The 21,333-nt window shown below is 69.8% G+C and carries 19 protein-coding genes and 3 pseudogenes; 14 read left to right on the top strand and 8 right to left on the bottom strand.

What is annotated here, in order from left to right; all coding sequences use genetic code 11:
- Positions 1–340 precede the first annotated feature (340 nt).
- The 3 genes from KSF81_RS19120 (at position 341) to KSF81_RS19110 (ending at position 2,623) form a co-directional block, all read left to right on the top strand.
- Positions 341–1,273 carry a tripartite tricarboxylate transporter substrate binding protein gene (locus KSF81_RS19120; protein WP_217380321.1) on the top strand — a complete coding sequence of 311 codons (933 nt, stop codon included), beginning with the start codon at positions 341–343 and terminating at the stop codon, positions 1,271–1,273.
- Between the two features lie 236 nt (positions 1,274–1,509).
- The gene (locus tag KSF81_RS19115; RefSeq protein WP_217380320.1) at positions 1,510–2,304 is read left to right on the top strand and encodes a DUF4239 domain-containing protein; all 795 of its coding nucleotides are present in this window, start codon (positions 1,510–1,512) and stop codon (positions 2,302–2,304) included.
- A gap of 103 nt (positions 2,305–2,407) precedes the next feature.
- The gene (locus tag KSF81_RS19110) at positions 2,408–2,623 is read left to right on the top strand and encodes a dodecin (protein WP_217380319.1); all 216 of its coding nucleotides are present in this window, start codon (positions 2,408–2,410) and stop codon (positions 2,621–2,623) included.
- Between the two features lie 67 nt (positions 2,624–2,690).
- Here KSF81_RS19110 and KSF81_RS19105 read toward each other — a convergent pair whose 3' ends face one another.
- Entirely contained in the window at positions 2,691–3,668 is a 978-nt protein-coding gene (locus KSF81_RS19105) for a tripartite tricarboxylate transporter substrate binding protein (protein ID WP_217380318.1), read from the bottom strand.
- A 461-nt stretch (positions 3,669–4,129) separates the two neighbouring features.
- Here KSF81_RS19105 and KSF81_RS19100 point away from each other — a divergent pair, with 461 nt between their 5' ends.
- From KSF81_RS19100 to KSF81_RS19080, 5 genes are all read left to right on the top strand, one after another.
- The gene (locus KSF81_RS19100) at positions 4,130–4,735 is read left to right on the top strand and encodes a hypothetical protein (RefSeq protein WP_217380317.1); all 606 of its coding nucleotides are present in this window, start codon (positions 4,130–4,132) and stop codon (positions 4,733–4,735) included.
- A 114-nt stretch (positions 4,736–4,849) separates the two neighbouring features.
- The gene (locus tag KSF81_RS19095) at positions 4,850–5,173 is read left to right on the top strand and encodes an antibiotic biosynthesis monooxygenase (RefSeq protein ID WP_217380316.1); all 324 of its coding nucleotides are present in this window, start codon (positions 4,850–4,852) and stop codon (positions 5,171–5,173) included.
- A gap of 157 nt (positions 5,174–5,330) precedes the next feature.
- Positions 5,331–5,609 carry a hypothetical protein gene (locus KSF81_RS19090; protein ID WP_217380315.1) on the top strand — a complete coding sequence of 93 codons (279 nt, stop codon included), beginning with the start codon at positions 5,331–5,333 and terminating at the stop codon, positions 5,607–5,609.
- Positions 5,610–5,673: 64 nt separating this feature from the next.
- Positions 5,674–6,540, top strand: coding sequence for a TauD/TfdA family dioxygenase (locus KSF81_RS19085; RefSeq protein WP_217380314.1), 867 nt, complete (start codon positions 5,674–5,676; stop codon positions 6,538–6,540).
- 11 nt (positions 6,541–6,551) lie between these two features.
- Complete coding sequence (locus KSF81_RS19080) at positions 6,552–7,529, top strand: tripartite tricarboxylate transporter substrate binding protein (RefSeq protein ID WP_217380313.1); 978 nt, start codon at positions 6,552–6,554, stop codon at positions 7,527–7,529.
- Positions 7,530–7,533: 4 nt separating this feature from the next.
- On the opposite strand, the gene KSF81_RS19075 is transcribed toward KSF81_RS19080, so the two are convergent.
- From KSF81_RS19075 to KSF81_RS19065, 3 genes are all read right to left on the bottom strand, one after another.
- On the bottom strand, positions 7,534–8,244 hold the full coding sequence (locus KSF81_RS19075) for an alpha/beta fold hydrolase (protein WP_217380312.1): 711 nt from the start codon (positions 8,242–8,244) through the stop codon (positions 7,534–7,536).
- Between the two features lie 310 nt (positions 8,245–8,554).
- Complete coding sequence (locus KSF81_RS19070; protein WP_217380311.1) at positions 8,555–9,085, bottom strand: SIR2 family protein; 531 nt, start codon at positions 9,083–9,085, stop codon at positions 8,555–8,557.
- A 341-nt stretch (positions 9,086–9,426) separates the two neighbouring features.
- Positions 9,427–10,428 carry a ParA family protein gene (locus tag KSF81_RS19065; RefSeq protein WP_217380310.1) on the bottom strand — a complete coding sequence of 334 codons (1,002 nt, stop codon included), beginning with the start codon at positions 10,426–10,428 and terminating at the stop codon, positions 9,427–9,429.
- 187 nt (positions 10,429–10,615) lie between these two features.
- Here KSF81_RS19065 and KSF81_RS19060 point away from each other — a divergent pair, with 187 nt between their 5' ends.
- Entirely contained in the window at positions 10,616–11,224 is a 609-nt protein-coding gene (locus KSF81_RS19060; RefSeq protein WP_217380309.1) for a transposase, read from the top strand.
- 47 nt (positions 11,225–11,271) lie between these two features.
- Here KSF81_RS19060 and KSF81_RS19055 read toward each other — a convergent pair.
- The 4 genes and pseudogenes from KSF81_RS19055 to KSF81_RS19045 all read right to left on the bottom strand — a co-directional run.
- Positions 11,272–12,897, bottom strand: a pseudogene (locus KSF81_RS19055) (hydantoinase B/oxoprolinase family protein); the annotation flags it as partial.
- Between the two features lie 26 nt (positions 12,898–12,923).
- On the bottom strand, positions 12,924–13,097 hold the full coding sequence (locus KSF81_RS30025; RefSeq protein ID WP_309139735.1) for a hypothetical protein: 174 nt from the start codon (positions 13,095–13,097) through the stop codon (positions 12,924–12,926).
- Between the two features lie 478 nt (positions 13,098–13,575).
- Positions 13,576–14,994, bottom strand: a pseudogene (locus tag KSF81_RS19050) (hydantoinase/oxoprolinase family protein); the annotation flags it as partial.
- The gene (locus tag KSF81_RS19045) at positions 14,991–15,848 is read right to left on the bottom strand and encodes a tripartite tricarboxylate transporter substrate binding protein (RefSeq protein WP_217380307.1); all 858 of its coding nucleotides are present in this window, start codon (positions 15,846–15,848) and stop codon (positions 14,991–14,993) included. The gene KSF81_RS19045 and the pseudogene KSF81_RS19050, both read right to left, overlap by 4 nt.
- 321 nt (positions 15,849–16,169) lie before the next feature.
- Here KSF81_RS19045 and KSF81_RS19040 point away from each other — a divergent pair, with 321 nt between their 5' ends.
- From KSF81_RS19040 to KSF81_RS19025, 5 genes and pseudogenes are all read left to right on the top strand, one after another.
- Complete coding sequence (locus tag KSF81_RS19040; protein ID WP_217380306.1) at positions 16,170–17,252, top strand: TRAP transporter substrate-binding protein; 1,083 nt, start codon at positions 16,170–16,172, stop codon at positions 17,250–17,252.
- The gene (locus KSF81_RS19035; protein WP_217380305.1) at positions 17,249–17,878 is read left to right on the top strand and encodes a TRAP transporter small permease subunit; all 630 of its coding nucleotides are present in this window, start codon (positions 17,249–17,251) and stop codon (positions 17,876–17,878) included. Before KSF81_RS19040 ends, KSF81_RS19035 begins: the two co-directional genes overlap by 4 nt.
- Positions 17,875–18,228 (top strand): annotated as a pseudogene (locus tag KSF81_RS30020) (TRAP transporter large permease subunit); the annotation flags it as partial. The gene KSF81_RS19035 and the pseudogene KSF81_RS30020, both read left to right, overlap by 4 nt.
- A 65-nt stretch (positions 18,229–18,293) precedes the next feature.
- Positions 18,294–19,241, top strand: coding sequence for a TRAP transporter large permease subunit (locus tag KSF81_RS19030; RefSeq protein ID WP_375293336.1), 948 nt, complete (start codon positions 18,294–18,296; stop codon positions 19,239–19,241).
- A gap of 22 nt (positions 19,242–19,263) precedes the next feature.
- On the top strand, positions 19,264–21,327 hold the full coding sequence (locus KSF81_RS19025) for a hydantoinase/oxoprolinase family protein (protein WP_309139613.1): 2,064 nt from the start codon (positions 19,264–19,266) through the stop codon (positions 21,325–21,327).
- Positions 21,328–21,333: the final 6 nt, after the last annotated feature.

The raw sequence follows: 21,333 nt of genomic DNA, 5'->3' as shown, positions 1-21,333 counted from the left end.
CCGGCCGCCTCGAGGCGGATGCCGGACAAAGGCGCCAGGGCGTGAAAGGCGGACCGCGGACGGGATTGCCTGCGGCCGGATCGCCATCGCTCTGCCGATAGGCGGCAGAAGCCGGCAGGATGCGTGGACGGCGGCAGGCTCGATGCCGGCGCCGTGAGCAGGCTTCTGGTATACAAACACTGCGGGGATGGCAAGGACCAGGGCCGGAAGACCGTGCCGGAGCGGCAGGGCAGGGCGGCATCAGACCCGGCATCGCGGGCTTTCGGGGCGCGGGGTCCGCCGCTAGGCTCGGCCGCCGCAGGGTGGCGCGAAGCCCGCCCGCGGAAGGGAAGGATGGTCCATGCGCCTCGTGCTCGCCGGCCTGTTGACGCTCGCGCTTGCCCTGCCCGCCCGGGCCCAGGTCCCGATCACCCTCGTGGTCAATTTCGTCGCGGGCGGGCCCACCGACCTCATGGCCCGGCTATTGGCCCCGGAGCTCTCGGCCGCGCTCGGCACCCCGGTCGTGGTCAAGAACAGCGTCGGCGCCGCCGGGACGATCGGCGTCGCCGAGGTCGCGCGGTCGCGGCCGGATGGGACGACATTGCTGCTGTCGCCGATCGGCGCGATGGTGATCCAGCCGCATTTCCGCACGGACCTGCCCTATCGGCCGGAGGATTTCGCGCCGATCTGCCAGATCGCCGATACGCCCGTCGTGGTGATGACGGCGCCGAACAGCGGCATCCGCACGCTGCCGGAACTGCTCGACGGCGCGCGGGCGGCGCAGGGCGCCTTCAACTTCGCCTCCACCGGCCCCGGCTCGATGCCGCATATCACGACCGTGGCGCTGGCCCGGGCCGCGGGCGTCGAGATGACCCATATCCCCTATCGCGGCAATGCCGAGGCCGTGACCTCCCTCCTGCGCGGCGATGTCGGGGTCTTCGCGGACCAGCCCGGGACCCTCCGGGCCAATGACCTGCAAGCGGTCGCGGTCATGGCCGAGCGCCGCTCGCCGGAATCCCCCGAGACGCCGACCATGCGGGAGCTTGGCTTCGACCTCGTCTACTCGATCTGGTCGGGGCTCTTCGCCAGGGCCGGGACGGCGCCCGAATTCCTGGGCCGGGTGGAGGCCGCCTGCCAGCGTGCGCTCCAGGCGCCGGCGGTGATCGAGGGGTATCGCAGGCTGGCCACGCCCATCGTGTTCCGCGGCCAGCGTGACTTCGCCGGTTTCTGGCAGGACGAGCTCGCGAAGTTCAGCGGCATCCTCCGTGCCGCCGGTATCCGCGCCGGCGACTGAGGCCCGGCTCCTGCAGTCCTGGCCGATTGCAGCGAAGGCATTCAGGATGGTTGCAGCGGGAGAGCAAGGGGAGCAACAGTCTTCCGCCTTGCGGCTTTCGGGGGCCAGCCCCTGCCAGGCCGAATGCGAGGCAGACCCGGGTGGACGCAGCCCTTGCCGCCCATCGGTGCAGCCGCTCGATCGTCGCGGGGCTTGGCGCGCCCATGGTCGGAAGGGCGGAGAGGAGGGGACGACCCGTGACCCTGATCCGCGCCTGGCTCGACCTTCCCATCGGAGCGGTCTTCCTGGTGCTGGCCGCCTGCCTCGCGGTGGTAACCATCGCCATCCACTGGCTCAGCTTCGGCCGCATCACCCGCCCCTGGGCGCAGGGCATCGCCGGCGTCGTCGCACCCTATGCAGGTGTCCTGGCGGTGCTCTTCGCCTTGCTGACCGGCTTTCTCGCCAACGACATCTGGGAGCGCGAGAGGCAGGCGGAGCGGGCGGTCCTCGCCGAGCGCGATGGGCTGATGGCGGCCCATGAGCTCAGCGCCGCCATCACCGCCGACATGACCGGCCTGCGGGACGCCTTGCGCGCCTATGTCCAGGTGGTGGTCGCGGAGGAATGGCCACTCATGGAAGAGGGGGGCAGGTCGGCGGCGGCGGACGACGCCCTCGACGCGCTGCTGCGCGAGGTGGCGAAGCCGGGCGCCGCGGCGGCGGCCGGCCAGGTCGTGCATGGCGCCCTGCTGGGCAGCCTCCTCCAGGTCCGCCGGGCCCGCGACGACAGGCTGCTGCTGAGCGGCGACCAGGCGGATCAGACGAAATGGGCGGCCGTGCTGATCCTGGCGCTGCTGACCCTCATCGCGCTGGGAATCGTCCACCTGGAACGGCCGCGGGCGCAACTCGCGGCCCTGGTCCTCTTCGCCGTCGCGACCGCGGCCACGCTCGGCCTCGTCGCAGTGCGCGAGCGGCCCTTCGCCGGTGCCGAGCGCGTGTTGCCCACGCCGCTGGAGGAGGTCCTGGCCACCGTCACGGCCGCGGCCCCTCGCTGATCCGGGTGCCCATGCGGGCCGGGGGCCTGGCCGGGCCGGGCAACCCCGCGGCCCCAGGCGCTTTGCTTCCATCGGCCCGCCCAGGGCCAAGGAGGAGACGGTCATGCCGGAGCACGTCTACAAGGTGGTCGAGCTCGTGGGCTCGTCGACGACGAGCATCGATGACGCGATCCGTACAGCGGTCGCCCGGGCCGGCGCCACCTTGCGCAACCTGCGCTGGTTCGAGGTGAAGCAGGTCCGGGGCGCCGTCGGCCTGGACGGGAAGGTCGACCACTTCCAGGTGACACTCAAGGCCGGCTTCACGCTCGAGGACGAATAGGGCCGGCCGGCGCCTGGGGCTGCGCATGGCCCAGGGATGCGGGCCATGCGGGTGGGACGGCCTTGGCCTAATCGCCCCGCAGGCCGGTTTCGCGCACCACGGCGCCCCAGCGCGCCCAGTCGTCCTCGATCACCCGGGCGAATTGCTCCCGGCTGCCCCCGGCCGGCTCGGCCCCGAATCCGCGCAGGCGCTCCAGGATGCCGGGAAGGTGCAGGATCGCATTGACCTCATGGTTGAGGCGGTCGAGCACCGCCGGCGGCGCGGCGCGCGGGGCGATGAAGCCGGACCAGAAGATCGCCTCGTAGCCCGGCAGGGTTTCGGCGAAGGTGGGGACCTCCGGCAGCACCGGCGAGCGCTGCAGCCCGGTCACCGCGACGGCGCGGATATGGCCGGCCTCGAGCAGCGGGCGCGTGGCGAAGAGGGAATCGCTGGCGAGGTTCACGTCGCCACGCATGAGCGCGTTCAGCGATGGCTGGTTGCCGTTGAATGGCACCAGCGTGAACTCGATGCCCTCCCGCCGCGCGAAGACCGCGAGCGAGAGGTGGTTGATGCCGCCGGTGCCGGGATGCGAGATGGTGATCCGCCCCGGCCAGTCCCGTGCCATGGCGGCGATCTCCGGAAGCGTGCGCGCCGGGAAGTCGCGGTTGGCGACCAGGATCATCGGCGATGCCTGGGCCATGGAGACCGCGGCGAAATCCCGCGTCGGGTCCAGGCCCGAGCCGCGGTTGATGAGCGGCGTGATGACGGTGGAGGAGGAGGCGTACATCAGCGTGTAGCCATCCGGCGCGGCGCGCGCGACCATCTCCGCGGCGAGCAGCGTGCCCGCGCCGGGGCGGTTCTCCACGACGAAGGGCGCGCCGCCGAGCCGCTCGGTCAATTGCGTGCAGAGCAGCCGCGCCATGATGTCGGTGGCGCCGCCCGCAGCGAAGCCGATGACCACGCGCACGGCGCGCGCCGGGTAGTCCTCCGCCCCGGCCTGGCCGCTCGCCCCGAACAGCAGGAAGGGCGCGCCGAGCAGGGCGCCGCGCCTGGCAATGGCCATCATCCCATCCTCCCTTGGTGGGGGAGGTGCTTTGCCGCCCTCCCGGGCGCCACGCTAGGGGAAGGCCGGCCCGCGGGGGAAGCAGCGTGTTTGGGGGCCGGGCGGGTCTCCGGGCAGCCCGAGGGCGGGCTGGCAACCTGGGCGCGAATTTCCGGGCCTGGTCCCTGGGCGGCAGGCAAGGGGGGCGCTGCGGCGGAGCCGTTATTTCCCATCACGCTGCGCCCTGTCTCGCCGGAACCCCCCTTGTCCCCGGCGGTTCCGCCGGGCAGTTTGCGCGGCAGGGGAAGACAACGGCCGCAGCGCAATGACGCTGCGGGCACGAGCCGTGCGGCCGCCGGCAGGGGAGCGGAAGCCGCGCAACGAAAAACAAGGAGACCCAAGCCCTGCCGCTCTATCTGTTGCAGCCCATCCAGGCCCGTCTCGCCGACCCGGCATGGTCGGCCACATCCCATCATGCGCATTGCATGGTCACCGCGTTCAGTGAGCGCGCGGCCCGAGAGGGCGCGGCAAGGGCCCTGGCGCGTCGCGGCCTCGCCGGCATCCCAGCCCTGGAGCGGCTGGCCCTGCAGGATCCCAATGCCGCGGAAGCGGCGCCACTCTCGCCCTGGCTGCAGGCACGCCTGGTCGAGATCCTGGAGGCGCCGGCCGTGACCGCCACGAGCCTGGCCGAGGCACTCGATCCCGGCGTGGTGCTGGTGCCGCGCGACCCCGGCAGCCCCGTGGCGGAATACCGGGTGCTCGGCGCCGCCGAACCCCAGCCTGCCGCAGCGCCGCCGCAGGCCGCGGCCAGCGCGAAACCCAGCCGCGCAACCAAGCCGGCCACGCCGGCCGGTCCGCGCCGCGCCGAGCCGAAGGCGGCAAAGCCCGCACTGGCCGCGCGCGCCAGATCCGGCCAGAAAAGCAGCCAGGCCGCGGCGGGCAAGAAGGCGGCCAAGCCCGCGCCGAAACCTGCCAAGGCTGCGGGCCGGCAGGCAAGCCGGGCCAGAGCCAAGCCGCGCGGCCCGGTGGCGCCGCCGCCCCGGCCGGCAATGGCGAAGCGCGGCGCGGCGGCCGGGCGGAGCAGGCGTTAGCCGGCACTCCGGCCGGGGCGCCCCTGGGGGTCCGGCAAGGGCCTGCTTGCCGCACGCCATCGCCTCGGAATGGCCTTGCCGGGCTGCCCGCCCGGGCAACGAGGGGTGAGACCGATGTATATCGCCATGAACCGCTTCAGGGTGACGCCCGGTGCCGAACAGGAGTTCGAGCGGGTCTGGGCATCGCGCGACACCCATCTCCGGGCCGTTCCCGGCTTCGTCGAATCCCACCTCCTGCGCGGGCCTGCCCGGGAGGATTGCGTGCTCTACGCCTCCCACACCGTCTGGCGCAGCCGGGCGGATTTCGAGGCCTGGACCCGGTCCGAGGCATTCCGGCGCGCGCATGCGCATGCCGGGCAGAACCGGCCGCTCTATCTCGGCCATCCCGAGTTCGAGGGCTTCGAGGTCATCCAGACCCTGCGCCAGGGCACGGGCTGAGGCCATCACGTGGGCCCCGCCACTGCCAGCGCGGCGGCCCATCAATGCGGCAAATGGCACGCATCAATCCTTTGCATTGGCGCAAGCGCGGCGAATTGCCCAGCCTTGCGGCAACAGGTCCGGCCCTCGTGCCGGCCTCCCGCAAAGGCCAATTACCATGTTCCGCAGCATCCTGCCCGTCGCCGCCCTGGCGCTGGGCCTCGGCACGGCATCCGCTCCCGCCCAGCCCGCCTTCTCCCCGGTGATCGCGCCCGAGGGTTCCACGGCAGCGCGGACCCTGGAGCAGAACCGGCGCGCCGTCATCGGGCGGCCGGTGGCCTCTGGGATTCGCAGCCCGGCCCCCGGACCGGATTCGGCACCCCGCGACCCGAGGGCCGCAGCAGCCGTCGGCCGCCTCGACCTGGCCGCGGGCGGCAATCCGGGCGCGCCGCGATAGCCGGGCGGGCCCCATTCCCCGGGCCGGCGGCCCGGTGCTAGGCTTCCCGAAAAGGAGGAACGCCATGGCCGCCCTTGCCGAACGCCTGATCGAGGTGGTGCCCTTCGCCGCGCCGCTCGGCGCCGAGATCCGCGGCGCGGACCTCGCGCACCTGGATGACTCCACCTTCGCCGCCATCAAGCAGGCCTGGCTGGAGCGCAAGGTGCTGCGCCTGCGCGGCCAGCGGATCGACGATGACGCGCTGGCCGATTTCAGCCGCCGCTTCGGCAAGCTCGACAAGGCGCCGATCACCCGCACCGGCCGGCCGCACGAGCCGACCCGGCCGGAAGTGACCGTCATCTCCAATATCGTCGTCAACGGGGAGCCGATCGGCGGCCTCGGCGCCGGCGAGGCCGAGTGGCACACCGACATGTCCTACAACGAGGTGCCGCCCGACGCGAGCGTGCTCTACGGCATCGAGGTGCCGGAAGGCCACGGCAATACCTGGTTCTGCGACATGGAAGCGGCGCTGGCGGCGCTGCCCGCGGCCATGCGCGAGCGCATCGCCGGCCTCACCTGCAAGCACGACGCCACGCGCAACAGCGCCGGCGAGCTGCGCGCCGGCTTCCGGGAAAGCTACACGCCGGAGGAACTGCCCGGCGCGCTGCACCCGCTGGTCCGCACCCATCCGGAGACCGGGCGCAAGTCGCTGTTCCTCGGCCGCCGCCGCAACGCCCATGTCATGGGCCTGCCGCAGGAGGAGAGCCAGCGCCTGCTGGACGAGCTCTGGGCCTTCGCCACGAAGCCGGAATTCACCTGGGTGCAGCAGTGGAAGACCGGCGATGTGCTGATCTGGGACAACCGCTGCGTCATGCACCGGCGCGACCCCTTCGATGCCAGCCTGCGCCGCCTGATGCACCGCACGCAGATCCAGGGCAGCCGGCCCTATTGAGGGCCGTGCCGATGCCCGTCTCCCGCCGCGCCGCCCTCGGCCTGGCCCCGGCGCTCGCGGGCCTGGCCGCCCGCCCCGCCGCGGCCGAGGGCGACTATCCCAACCGGCCCATCCGCCTGGTGGTGCCCTTCGTCGCTGGCGGCAGCGTCGACCTGCTGAGCCGCGCCGTGGCCCAGGCGCTCGGCCGGGAACTCGGCCAGACCATCGTGGTGGAGAACCGCCCCGGCGGCACCACGGTGATCGGCACCACCCATGTCGCCCGCGCGGCGCCGGATGGCTACACGCTGCTCTCGGGCGGCGACAGCGTGGAGCTGAACCGCTACCTGATGCCCTCGCTGCCCTACGACCCGGAACGCGACCTGGTGCCCATCCTGCACCTGGCCGACGTGCCCTATGTGCTGCTCGTCAACCGGCGGCTGCCGGTGCAGTCGCTGCGCGAGCTGATCGCCCATGCCAAGGCACGGCCAGGGGAGCTGACCTATGCCTCCTTCGGCATCGGCGGCGCGGGGCACCTGTGTGGCGAGTTGCTGGCCCGCATGGCCGGGATCGAGATGCTGCACATTCCCTATGCCGGCAACCCGCCGGCGCTGATCGACGTGGTGGCCGGCCGCGTCGCCATGATGTTCTGCACCATCCCGGTGGCGCTGCCGGAGCTGCAATCCAACCGCGTCCGGCCCATCGCCATGTCCTCGCCGCGGCGGGTGCCGGTGCTGGGCGAGGTGCCGACCCTGGCCGAGGCCGGCCTGCCGGGCTATGATTCCACCAGCCAGATGGTGCTCTACGCGCCACGCGCCGTGCCGCCCGGCATCGTCCGCCGCATCAATGCCGCGACGCGGGAGGCGATGGCCGACCCCGACCTCGCCCGGCTGCTGGAGGCCCAGGGCTTCGTCCTGGCGCGGCCCGGCAGCCCGGAGGAAACGGCGGCGCAGATCCGCGAGCATTCCGGGAAATGGGCGGAGGTGATCCGGGCGGCCGGCATCCGCCTCTGACCGGCTACAGCGGATGCGCCGCCAGGTGCTCCAGCAGCAGCGCATTGACCCGGTCCGGCACCTGATCCGGCGCATAGTGGCCGACACCGGGCAGCACCTCGAAGCGGTAGGGCGCGGTGATGAAGTCCCGCGTGCCCTCCGCCGCCATGCGGCCCACCGTGTCGTCGGCATCGCCCCAGATAAACAGCGTCGGCACCTCGATCGGGCCGATCGGCCGGTGCACGGTGCCGCGGGCGCGATACCAGGCGAGCGCCGCCTCCATCGCGTCAGGGTTGCCGAGGACCGAGAGGTGCTTCTCGGTCGCCTCCGGCGGCACGCCCTGTGCGGCATGGCGGGTGCGGAGCCACTTCGCATCCTCAGCGAGCAGGCTGGCCGCCGCGCCGGGATCGAGGAAGGCCTTGTGGTGGCGGGAGCGGTGCGGCTGCCCGGGGTCCTCGCGCAGCGCGCGGGCGAAGGCGAGGGGATGCGGCCGGGACAGCATGGTGAGCGAGCCGAGGCGGCCCGGATGCCGGGCCGCGATCTCCCAGGCCAGGCTGCCGCCCCAGTCGTGGCCTACCAGGTGGAAGCGCCGCGCGCCGTGGCCGAGCGCCGCGACGAGGGCCAGTGCATCGGCGATCAGCAGCTCGATATCGTATTGCGTGACATCCGCGGGGTTTGGCCGGGCGCCGGGGGGAATAGCCGCGCTGGTTCGGCGCCACGGCGAAGAAGCCGGCACCGGCGAGGGCGGGGAGCTGGGCGTCGTAGAGGTGGCGGGAGACGCCGAAGCCGTGGAGCAGGAGGACGAGGGGGGCCGAATCAGTGCCGGCGACGGAGGTGTCGAAGGTGAGGCCGGGGGTGGTTTCGATGCGGCAGGGGAGCATCGGGTTGGTTCCGGGGAGGTGCGAGGTGACGAGAGCATTGCCGGATTAACGAGGCAAGACAGTGACGGCGGGCATCCTTGCAGGGCAGCACCATCGCTTCAAAATATATTTGAAAGGGTAATGAGCAAGAGGCCAGCGTTGAATTTTTGCTGTGTAGAGTGGGATTCACCAAAGAGAGGCAGCGGCCATCTCGGCGCGCCGCTTAGAGGTGAGATCGACAAGCTCGGCAACTGCCCTTGGGAGCTCTGAGTGTTGTTTGTCGTATTGATAACGCACGCACTGCAAACCGAAACAGTCCCGGTAAACTCTCTGAAGTTCTGAGCTTTGCTTGTTGTCGATGAGGCAAACATGCTCACCGAAACCGATTGAGATTGCAGCTAAATCTTCCAACATCAGCACAAGATCGGGGTCTCTTAAGCCGCAACCAATAAATATAAGAGTGTTTGTAACGGCGAGAGAAGAAAGGACTCTTTGAAACAGCGGGTTTTCATTCCGCAATTTTATATAATCTGACCGTGTGAAAACCATAGACCCTATATCATCGATACTACCATGTACCTTCAGCAACACACGAGACTGAGCATCTCCCTTAGCCAGAAGAGCTAGATCCTTATCTCGGTAGGTCTTAACCTTTACAGTTGAGGAAGAAAGTTTTGTTGCTGCACTTTGGTATACTTTGTCAAAATTAGTCGTCATTATTATTGGGAGGTCCAGGGCATATATGTGAGTATGTAATTCCCCAGGTTCTAAGCGCTGGTTCCCAAACGCGGCTTCGACGCACCTAGGCCAGTCCGCACCCAAATGTGTCTTAATAATCTCGCACGCGGATAAATATTCACTAGCGTTAACTAACTTTTTTGCCTCAGATTTCGGGGCAACAGCAAGACGGTCGGCCGCGGTGAGAAGAAACTCTTTCCACCCAGGAGGGCGCGCCGACCCCGGCAGTGGGGTTGAATGAAACGAACTTCCGGCCCCAAGTACGACAATAGCACGTCGTCTTGCCACCGCTTCGACAACATTTTCAAGCCACAAAGACATTAGATTTGCGAGAGCTCGTTGATATTTCTTTCCAGTCGATTCGCTATACCACCAAAGGTATCTTTTAGCTCACGCACCTTTAGAAAATGTGAGCCAACCACTCCGTCCTTTGCGCCTAGGGCAAAAATAGGTGCCCGAGCGCTTTGCGCCATTGGAATAAGGCTATGCAAAGTAGGGATGTTTCCAAGAGCATAGTCCTCTTTGCGAAGTGGAGAAGCTTGGTCACCTAAAAAATGCTCTGCGATCAGGTCGGGAATGCGCTTCGATATCTTTTCGTAAGCTGCTACCGGCCTTGCGTGCCCCTCAGCATCTCGCTTAGCTATATATTGCTGAGAAACATAGCCAGCGAACCGCAGGCGCCAGTTATAACTTCGCATCGGAAGCTCTTCTGGTTCCGGATTTTCTTCTAAACCCCTCGATAGCTGGCGGCTCCAATTCTCTAAAGCTGAAGCAATATTTTCGAGTGCGCGTAGGCTGAATATGTCCACAGACATCGGGCTGATAAAGAAATTACACGCAACGAGAACGGCACGGTTAATGGACCCGAGACTCGGGCTCACATCAAAGAGAACATAATCGTATTCTCCGCACCTACTTAGTAGCTCTGAAAATAGAAGAGTGGTTCGTAAGCCCCTCGTATCGCCGGACACGGCGGTTGACCAGTCACGTGCAAGCACATCTTCAGCTAGTGCCAGTCGAGGATCCCCGACAATGACATCGACACCGAACCGTTTGCTGCGCTCCACTGCCAGTGACGCGCTATAGCCTTTACCGGCCGCGAGGGGTTGAACTACTTTGTAGATAGAAAAGCTATTTTTATTTGAATACCTCCTATCAACGAAGTCATCAGTGAACATGGCTTGCGTTGCGTTGCATTGTGGATCGGCATCAATGAGTAGGACACGCCGTTTCTTCTCAAGAGCGAGGTAGGCAGCGAGGTTTACCACAAGTGTGGTTTTGCCTACACCTCCTTTATTATTGAAGAATGCAACTGATTGCATGAATTTTTTATCCGGAGGTCCATGTATCTGTCGGCATGAGCCACGTAGCGCAGCTGAAATCCGATTTGGGCAGGATACCGGGAAACCTAAGGTTGGGAAAGATCTGCCGAATGGAATAGGAAAACAGTCTTCCAAATCTATTCCGCTTCCGCTACTCTCGCGCCTTTCTCAGGCGGAGGCCCACCCCATGCCGCACTTCACCCCCCGCCGGGACTGGGCGCCGCTCTCCGATGCCGAGTGGTCCGCACTCACGCCGCATCTCCGCCGCTGGATGGCTGCCGCACCCGGCTCGGCCAGGCGGCGGGCCGGACGGCCGCTCGGCAGCGAGTGGCGCGCGCGCCTCGATGCCATGCTGTGGATCGCCGTCTCGGGCCAGCCCTGGCATGCCCTGCCGGAGCAGTTCGGCAAGCCCGATACCGTCAGCCGCCACTTCCGCCGCCTCGCCCATGCCGGGCTCTGGGCCCGCCTGCTGGCGGCCCTGGCGCTGCCCACCTGCCCACCCGCACTCCGGGCCATCGAGTATTGGCTCTGCCGCGCCGCGCGCCGCGCCATGCGCCTGCTCGGCATGGCCGGCCTGACGCTCGCCCGTCGCCTCGGCCTGTTCAGCGCGCTGCCGATGCTGCCCTGCTACATGCCGAACCGGGATTTGTCCGAAGCGCTGCACCGCTTCCAGGCCAGGCTGCTGGATCGCCTCTTCTCGGACCCGCCGCCGCCCGGCACCCTCACCCGGCTCGGCCGCCTGCTTGCCTATGCCGGCGGCCGAAGGGTCTGGTCGAAGAAATTCGCCCCGCCATGAACTCGGAGAAAGCGATGGGGGCGCGGGGGAAGTGTCTTCCCCCGCTCTTACTTCCCTCCGTAGTCCCGCCTCGCCGCCGCCTCGCTCACCAGGCCGAGCGTCACGTCCCGCGCCACCCGCTCGGGCTCGCGCGCCTTGGGGTCGCCATAGCCGCCGCCGCCCGGCATCTCCACCACCAGCCGGTCGCCGGCCGGGATCACCTGGAAGCCCTTGCCCTTCATCACCGTGCCGGAGCCGAGCGAAAGCCGCCCCGCGCCGCCCGGCCCGCCGCCCTCGCGGCCGCGCGCGGGGTGGTGCACGCGCTCGAAGGTGGCGAAGATGCCGAAGGGCGCGCCGTGCCGGTGCTCCACCTCCATCACCTGGCCGAGCCCGCCGCGCTGCTTGCCGGCGCCGCCGGAATCCGGGCGGAATTCCTTCCGCCACACCACCACGGGGGCGATGGTCTCGGTGATCTCCACCGGCACGTTGCGCACGCCGGAGGGGAAGGGCGTGGCGGAAAGCCCGTCCTGCGCCGGCCGCGCCCCGGCGCCGCCGGAATGGAAGGTGGTCACCATGAAGGGCGGGCTATTGGCGCCTGTTGGCCCGGTGATGCCATGCCCGGCACCGAGCTTCAGGTTCCAGAGATTGCTGGTGCCCTCCGCCGGAACCCTGCCGGGCAGGCACTGGTGCAGCGCGCCATAGACCACATCCGGCAGCATATGCCCGATGGTGGAGCGCGCATTCACCGCCGCCGGCCAGAGCGCGTTGACGATGCTATTCGGCGGCGCCGTCACCAGGATGCTGTCGAGCGTGCCCGCATTGTTCGGGATGGAGGGGCCGACGATGCATTTCACCCCGAAGGCGGTATAGGCCTCCGTGTAGCACATCGGGCAATTGATCCCGTATTCCGAGGCACCGGAGGTGCCGGCGAAATCCACCGCCACATGGTCGCCGGCGATGGTGACGGCGGCCTTGAGGTCGATCGGTTCGTTGTAGCCGTCGATCCGCATTTCGCCATGCCAGGTGCCCTGCGGCAGCCGCGCCACCGCCGCCGCCATGCCGGCGCGGGAGCGGCTGATGATGTGATGGCCGAGTTCGTCGAGGTCGGCGATGCCGTGCTCCGCCATCATGGCGGAAAGCCGCTGTTCGCCGACCAGGTTGCAGGCCACCAGCGCATGCAGGTCGCCCTCCACCTGCACCGGTTCCCGCACATTGGCGCGGACCACGCGCATCAGGCTTTCGTCGAAGACACCCTCCCGCACCAGCGGCAGCAGCGGGATGAACAGCCCCTCATGGAAGACCTGCCGCCCGTCCGGCGACTGGCCGAGCCCGCCGATATCCACGACATGCACGGTGCAGGAGAACAGCGCCACCAGCCGGCCCCGATGGAAGGCGGGCGAGGTGATGACGATGTCATAGAGATGCCCGGTGCCCTTCCAGGGGTCATTGGTGATGAAGTGGTCGCCGGGCCGCATCGTCTCGGCCGGGAATTCGCGGAGGAAATGCACCACGCTGCGGGCCATGGAATTCACATGGCCCGGCGTCCCCGTCACCGCCTGCGCCAGCATCTGGCCTTCGAGGTCGAAGACGCCGGCGGAGATGTCGCCGGCCTCGCGGGCGCTGGTGGAGAAGGCGGTGCGCACCAGCGCGCGCGCCTGTTCCTCCACCACCGAGAGCAGGCGGTTCCACATCACCTGCAGGCGGATATCGCCGATCGCGGTCATTGGCTGTCCTCCAGGATGATCTGGCGCAGGGCATTGATGCGGGCGGTGAAGCCGCGCGGCACCACGGTGGTGGTCTCGTCCTCGACGATCAGCGCCGGGCCGGGGATGCTGGCGCCGGGCGGCAGGCCGGCCCGCTCGTGCAGCGCCGCTTCCTCGGTGGCGCCGGTCACCGGGTCGAGCAGGCTGCGGTGGCCGGCGGGGGGGCGGCGCCGCGGTGGGCGGCGGGTCGGCGACGGGGGCGGGCAGGGGCCGGTCGGTGGCCAAAGCCAGGGTCCAGGTCAGCGCCTCCACCTCCAGCCGCGGGATGGTGCGGCCGAACAGCGCGGCATATGCGGTGTCGAAGCGGGCCCGCAGCTCCGCCGCATCCGCCGCGGTGAAGTCGCGCGCCGGCAGCGGCACCGCGATCTCATGGCCCTGGCCGCGATACCGCATGAAGCCGGTGCGGGTCTCGACCAACGGCTCATCCGGGGCGCCCAGCCGCACCACCGCCTCGGCTTCCGCGCGCATCTCCGCCAGCAGGGCATTGAGCGGTGCGGGGTCGAAGGCATCCATGCGGAGGTGCCGGGTGCGCACCACCTCGAAGCCGATCGGCGCGCGCAGGAAGCCATATGCGGAGCCGACGCCGGCGCCCACCGGCACCACCACCCGCCGCATGCCGAGCTTCCGCGCCAGCCGCGCCGCATGCAGCGGCGCCGCGCCGCCGAAGGCGATCAGGGTGCGGTCAGCGGTATCCTTGCCATTCTCCACCGCATGCACGCGGGCGGCGCTGGCCATGGTCTCGTCCACGATCTCGGCGATGCCGGCCGCCGCCCCCGCCGCGTCCAGGCCGAGCGGCCCGGCCACGCTTTGCAGCGCCGCTGCGGCGCGGTCCGCATGAAGCGGAATCGTGCCGCCGGCGAAGCGCCCGGGATCGAGCCGGCCGAGCATGGCATCGGCATCCGTCACCGTGGGCTCGGTGCCGCCGCGGCCATAGCAGGCCGGGCCGGGCACGCTGCCGGCGCTGTCCGGCCCCACCTGGATGCGGCCCAGCGCATCCACCCGCGCGATGGAACCGCCACCGGCGCCGATCTCCACCAGCTCGATCACCGGGATGCGCACCGGCAACCCGCTGCCCTGGATGAAGCGATAGGCGCGCGCCACCTCGAATTGGCGGGAGCGTTGCAGTTCCAGCTCATCGAGCAGGGTGAGCTTTGCCGTGGTGCCGCCCATGTCGAAGGCGACGGCGCGGCGGAGGTCGTTCTCGGCCGCGATGTATTGCGCCAGGATGGCGCCGCCGGCCGGGCCGCTCTCCACCAGGCGCACCGGCAGGCGCCGCGCCGTCTCCACCGTGGTGACGCCGCCCGAGGACATCATCAGCAGCAGCGGCGCACCGATGCCAAGCTCCCGCAGCCCCGCTTCCAGCGCGCCGAGATAGCGGCCCATCAGCGGCAGCACATAGGCATTGGCGATGGTCGTGGAGGCCCGCTCATACTCGCGGATCTCCGGCGCCACCTCGCAGGAGAGGGAGAGCGCCACCCCCGGCAGTTCCTCGGCCAGGATCGTGCCGGCGCGCCGCTCATGCGCCTCGTTGGTGAAGCTGTGCAGGAAGCAGACGGCGACCGACTGCACGCCGGCGGCGCGCAATTCGGCGGCGATGCGGCGCAGCGCGGCCTCGTCCAGTGGCAGCAGCACCGCGCCATCCGCCGCCACCCGCTCCGGCACGCCGAGGCGCAGGTTGCGCGGCACCAGCGGCTCCGGCCGTTCCATGTGGATGTCGTATTGCTCGAAGCGGTGCTCCCAGGCGATCTCGACGGAATCGCGGAAGCCCTCGGTGGTGACCAGCGCGGTGCGGGCGCCCTTGCGCTCGATCAGCGCATTGGTCGCCAGCGTGGTGCCATGCACCACCAGCCCGACTTCGCCCGGTGCGCAGCCGGCCTGGGCCAGGATGGCGCGCGCGCCCTCCAGCACCGCGCGTTCCGGCGCCTCCGGCGTGGTCAGCAGCTTGCTGGAAAAGCTCCGTTCCGGGGTTTCCAGAACGAGGTCGGTGAAGGTGCCGCCGATATCGACGGCCAGACGTGCCTTGCTCAATCGCTGTCCACCCGAATGTTGCCCGTGCGCACGACCCGGCCCCAGGTCTCCGAATCATGGCGCAGGTAGTCGTTGTATTCGCCGAGGCCGAGCGTCGCCGGCTGCAGCCCGGCATCCTCGAAGCGCCTGGCCACCTCGGGCTCCGCCATCACCTTGCGGATATGCGCCGAGAGGAATTGCACCACCTCCTCCGGCGTGGCCGGCGGCGCGGCCAGGCCGTACCAGTTCTCCGCCTGGTAGCCCGGCACGGCTTCCGCGGCCGCCGCGGTCTCGGGCAGCAGCCGCCAGCGCTCGGGCGAGGTGACGGCGATGGCGCGGGCCTGGCCGTTCTGGATCAGGCCGAGCGTCGCCGGGTCGCCGAAATAGGCATCCACGATGCGGGCGGCGAGGTCGTTCAGCGCCGGGCCGGTGCCGCGATAGGGCACATGCACCATGCTGAGGCCGGACATCTGCTTGAACAGTTCGCCGGCCAGATGCTGGCTGGTGCCGATGCCGCCCGAGGCCCAGCGGATCTCCTGCCGTCGTCCCAGCGCCATGAACTCCGCCAGGGTGGCGGCCGGCAGGTCGTTGCGGACGGCGATGATGAAGGGCATCCGCACCAGCCGCGTGACATGGCGCAGCGCCGCGGGATCATAGGGCAGGCGGCGGAGATGCGGCCCGGCGGTGACGGTGCCGGCACCGGTGAGGCTGAGCGTATAGCCATCCGCCGGGCTGCGTGCCATGGCCTCGACGCCGATCACGCCGCCGGCGCCGCCGCGGTTCTCGATCACCACCGGCTGGCCGATGTCGCGTGCCAGCGGCTCGGCCAGCAACCGTGCGGTGAGGTCCACGCCGCCACCGGGAGGGAAGGGCACGATCAGCCGGACCGGACGGTTCGGATAGGGTCCGGCCTGGGCGCGCGCCGCTGCGGGCAGCAGCGCGGCCAGGACCGGCAGGCTTCGGCGGGGGGAACCGCATGGGTGCTCCTTCGGGGCGTCGGAGGCAGGCTAGCACCTGCGGCGCCGGGCGGAACCCCGGCCCGGCTACCCATGCCTTGGGCCGATGCCGCCGCATCGGCATGCAGTTGCTGCCCGGCAGGCGCAATTGGGGGACTGGCAGCGCGCCGCGCCCGTGTCATTCTGCGCCGCAACGGGCGGTGGGGCGCGAACCCCTGCCGGCAAAGGAAGGAGGCTTCGATGCTCCGTCACCTGCTGCGCGGCATGGCCGCGGCGGCCCTGGGAACCATGCTGGCGGCGCCCGCCCTGGCGCAGATGCCGGCCAGCCTGCCGGCCGGGCCGAAGGTGAGCATGGTCGCGGTGACGCAGCCGCTGCCCTCGCAGCCGCAATATACCCGCGTGGACATCCCCTATCTCCGGGAGATGATGGCGCAGCGGACCGGCGGGAGGATCGAGACCACGCTTGCCTCGCATGCCGAGCGCAACCTCGGCGGCACCGAACTGGTGCGCCTGGTGCGCTCCGGCCAGGCCGATATCGGCGCCGCCACCCTCACCACCCTCTCCGGCGATGTGCCGATCCTGGATGGCGTCGACCTCGCCGGCCTGGCGCCCGGCATCGACGTGGCGCGGAAGATCGCCGAGGCGATGATGCCGGTGGTGAACCGCGACCTGGAGCGGTTCGGCGCGCGGCTGGTCATCATCTATCCCTTCCCGGCGCAGGTGGTCTTCTGCCGCCAGGGCTTCACCAGCCTGGCCGACCTGCGCGGCCGCAAGATCCGCACCTTCGGCAATTCGCTGGTGGACATGGTCGGGGCGCTCGGCGCACAGCCCGTCTCGATCGGCTTCCCCGAGGTCTATTCCGCGCTGGAGCGCGGCGTGGTGGATTGCGCCATCACCGGCACCGGCAGCGGCGTCGCCGCCCGCTGGCCGGAGGTGACGACGCATATCTCGAACCTACCCGTCGCCTGGGCGCTGGCCGGCTACATGGTGAACATCAGCTGGTGGAACCGGCTGGACCCGCAGGTGCGGAGCTTCCTGGAGGGCACCTTCCGGGAGATGTCGGACAAGCTGTGGGAATTGGGCGATGCCGCCACGCGCGACGGCATCGACTGCGCCATCGGCCGCGCCGCCGACTGCCGCATCCACAGCCTGGCCGCCCGGCCGATGACCGAGGTGCCCGCCACCGACGCCGATCGTGCCGCGCTGCGCGAGATCCTGGAGAAGACCGTGCTGCCCGGCTTCGTCCGCCGCTGCGGCGCCCGCTGCGGCGAGACCTTCAACCAGGTGATCGCGCCGCTGGTCGGCGTGCGCTTCGGCGGGTGAGCGGCACCGCGCCGCCCGCCATCCTGCGCGCGGCGCGGGGGCTTCGCGCCGGTGTCGCCGCCCTGGCCACCGGCATGGCCTACGTCGCCGGTTGGAATTACATCGCCTGCGCACTGTTCATCACCGCGGATGTCATCGGCCGCAGCGCCTTCGGCGTCTCCTCCGCCGCGACGGTGGAGATCACCGGCTACATGCTGGCCGGCGGCATCGCCTGGGGCCTGGCGCATACCCTGGCGCGGCGGGCACATATCCGGGTGGATGTCTGGCTGGGCCGGTTGCCGCTGGCGCTGCGCGCCTGGCTGCACCTGCTCTCGCTGCTGCTGCTCGGCGGCTTCGCGGGTTTCTGCGCCTGGGCGGCCTGGGCGCTGGTGGAGGAGAGCGTCCTGTTCGACGCGCATGACAACAGCGCATTGCGCGTGGCGCTGGTGATCCCGCAGGGCATCTGGCTCTTTGGCATCATCGCCTTCTGCGTGATGATCCTGGTGCTGGCGCTGGAAAGCCTGCTGTCGCTGCTGCTCGGCCGTGCGGCGGAGCTGGACCGGCTGCTCGGCTCCCGCACCATCGAGGACGAGACGGCGGAGGCGCTGGAGGCGGTGGAGATGGCGCGGCAGGGCGACGCCCGATGATCGCGGTGGCCTTCCTTCTGGTGCTGCTGGGCGTCGCCATATTCGCCGCGGCCACCGGCGGCCAGGCGGTGCCGGTCGTGGAGATCCTGGCGCTGAGCGGCGTCTTCATCGTCTTCTTCGGCGCCGGGGTCTATATCGCGGCGGTGCTGGGGGTGCTCGGCATCCTGATCGGCCTGACCTTCTCGGACCGGCCCTGGTGGGCCTTCGCGGGGCAGACGCTCTGGGGGCCCTCCAGCAATTTCGTGCTGGTGGCGGTGCCGCTGTTCCTGCTGATGGGCGAGATCCTGCTGCGCGCCGGCCTTTCGGACCGACTCTACCGGGCGCTGAATGTCTGGCTGAACCGGCTGCCGGGGGGGGCTTGCTGCACACCAATATCGCCTCCTGCGCGGTCTTCTCGGCGATCTCCGGCAGTTCGGTGGCGACGGCGGCGACCATGGGATCGGTGGCGCTGCCCTATTTCACCGGCACGCGCTACAGCCAGCGCATGGTGCTGGGCTCGCTGGCGGCGGGGGGTGCGCTGGGCAACCTCATCCCGCCGGGCATCACCTTCATCATCTATGGGCTGATCACCGAAACCTCGGTCGGCGCCCTCTATATTGCCGCGATGCTGCCGAGCATCCTGGTCACCGGATTGTTCATCCTGGTCATCCTCGGGCACGGGCTGGCGCATCCGCTGCCGCGGCCGGAGCCGCTGCCGCTCGGGCTGCGGTTGCGCGCATTGCTGGACCTGATCCCGACGCTGCTGCTGATGTTCCTGGTGCTCGGCTCGATCTATGCCGGCTATGCCACGCCGACCGAGGCGGCGGCGCTCGGCGTGGTGGGCGCGGCCGCCTTTGCGGCGCTGGAGGGCAAGCTCAGCCTCCGCCTGCTGAATGCCAGCGCCGAGGCCACGGCGCGCAACACGGCGCTGCTCGGCCTCATTATCCTTGGCGCCTATCTGCTGAACTACCTGCTCACCACCATCAACGTGCCGCAGGCCCTGGCCGGCTTCATGGCCGGGCTGCCGCTGCCGCCCTGGGCGATCATGGCCTGCATCCTGGCGCTCTACCTCGCGCTCGGCACCTTCATGGAGGGGTTCTCCATGATCATCACCACCGTCCCGGTGGTGTTCCCGGTCGTCACCGCGCTGGGCTATGATCCGATCTGGTTCGGCGTGATGGTGACGATGCTGGTGGAGATCGCGCAGATCAGCCCGCCGGACGGCACGGTGATGTATGTGCTGCAGGGCATGCGGCCGCGGCCGGGGCCGATCACCGATGTCTTCGCCGGCGTGCTGCCCTTCCTTGGCGCCTATCTGCTGGCCGTGGTGCTGCTGATGATCTGGCCGGAGATCGCGCTCTGGCTGCCGCGCATGATGGGCTGAGAATGAACCCGAGAGAATGGCCGTGACCGCATCCCAGGATTCCCGCCCGCTCCGCATCGCCGTCGATATCGGCGGCACCTTCACCGACCTCCAGATCCTGGATGCGCGGAGCGGCGCCGTCTGGGCCTGGAAGACACCGACCACGCCGGAGGACCCCTCCATCGGCTTGATGGCGGGCGTGCGGGAGGCAGCGGAGCGCTTCGGCTTCGCGCTCGCCGAGGTGGGGCTGCTGCTGCATGGCACCACCATTGCCACCAATGCGGTGCTGGAGCGCCGCCTGGCGCGCGGCGCGCTGCTGACCACCGCCGGCTTCGAGGATGTGCTGGAGATCACCCGGCATGTCCGGCGCGAACTCTATGTTCTCGCGCCCGATCCCTTCCCGGTGCTGGTGCCGCGCGATTGCCGCCTCGGCGTGCCGGAACGCATGCGCGCCGATGGCAGCGTGGAAACACCGCTCGATGAGGCGGCGATCCCCGGCCTGCTGGCGCGGCTGGAGGCGCTGGGGGCGGAGGCGGTGGCGGTCTGCCTGCTGCACAGCTACGTCAACCCGGCGCATGAGCAGCGGCTGCGCGCGCTGATCCGGGCGGCGCGGCCGGACCTGCCGGTCTCGCTCTCCAGCGAGATCAGCCCGGAGATCCGCGAATACGAGCGCGCCAGCACCACCGTGCTGAACGCGCTGCTGGCGCCGGTGGTGAAAGCCTATCTGGACCGGCTGGAGCAACGGCTGGGGGAGGGCGGGTTCCAGCCGCTGGTCTTCCTGGTGCAGTCGAATGGCGGCGTTTGCAGCCTGGCGACGGCGGCGGAACAGCCGGCGCGGCTGCTGCTTTCCGGCCCCTCCGGCGGGGCGCTGGCGGCCGGGCGCATCGCGGAGCTGCTGTCGCGGCCGAACCTGGTGGCCGTGGACATGGGCGGCACCAGCTTCGATGTCTCGGTGGTGCAGGCGGGCAGGGTCAGCGTCGTGACCCAGGGCGAGATCGACCGCCTGCCGGTGCGTCTGCCGATGGTGGAGATGCGCACCATCGGCGCCGGCGGCGGCTCCATCGCCAGTGTCGAGGGCGGTGGCCGGCTGGTCGTCGGCCCGCGCAGCGCCGGGGCGCGGCCAGGGCCGGTGGCCTATGGCCGCGGCGGCACGGAACCTACCGTGACGGATGCCAATCTCGCCCTCGGCCGGCTCGACCCGGAATACTTCCTGGGCGGCGCGATGAAGCTCGACATGGCGGCGACGCGGGCGGCCATTGCGGAGCGGGTCGGCACGCCGCTCGGGCTTTCGGTGGAGCAGGCGGCGCAGGGCATCCTCACCGTCACCAATGCGAATCTCGGCGCGGCGGTGCGGCTTTCGCTGTTCGAGAAGGGGTTCGATCCGCGGGATTTCGCGCTGCTCTCCTTCGGCGGCGCCGGCGGGCTGCATGCCACGGAGGTCGCGGCCGAGATGGGCATCACCGAGGTGATCTTCCCGCGCGAGCCCGGCACGCTTTCCGCCTATGGCATCCTCTACAGCGACCTGGTGCAGGACCTCGCCCGGTCCCGCCTGCTGCGCGCCGAGCCCGGCAACCTTCCCGCCATCGCCGCGCTGGCGGCGGAATTGCGGGAGGAGGCGGAGGCGCGGCTGGCGCGGGACGGCGTGGCGCCGGCGCGCCGGGTGCTCGAACTCGCCGCCGACATGCGCTACCACGGCCAGGCCTTCGAGCTGCTGGTGCCCTGGGGCGAGGTGGCGGTGCCGGATGCGGCCGCGCTGGAGATGCTGCGGGCGCGGTTCCACGAGATGCACCAGCAGCGCTTCAGCTATTCCGACAGGAACGAGGCGGTGGAGATCGTGACCTTGCGCGTCACCGCCATCGGCCGGCTGCCGAAGCCGGATGCCGCCGAAGCCGCCCCGGCCGCGCGCCCCGCCCGCAAGGGCACCCGCCGCGTCTTCGAGGCCGGCGCCTGGCGCGACCTGCCGGTCTGGGACCGCGATGCGCTGCGGCCCGGGGATGTCGTCATCGGCCCCGCCATCGTCGAGGAACCCTTCGCCACCCATGCCATCACCGCCGGCTGGTCCGCCGTGCCCGGCCCCGCCGGCGCGCTGATCGCCCGGCGGGTTTGAGGAGCG

It is taken from the genome of Siccirubricoccus sp. G192 (assembly GCF_019084075.1).
Lineage (GTDB): Bacteria > Pseudomonadota > Alphaproteobacteria > Acetobacterales > Acetobacteraceae > G192.
The sequence above is the reverse complement of the archived record's forward strand: the minus strand, read 5'-3'. Positions and strand labels throughout refer to the sequence as shown.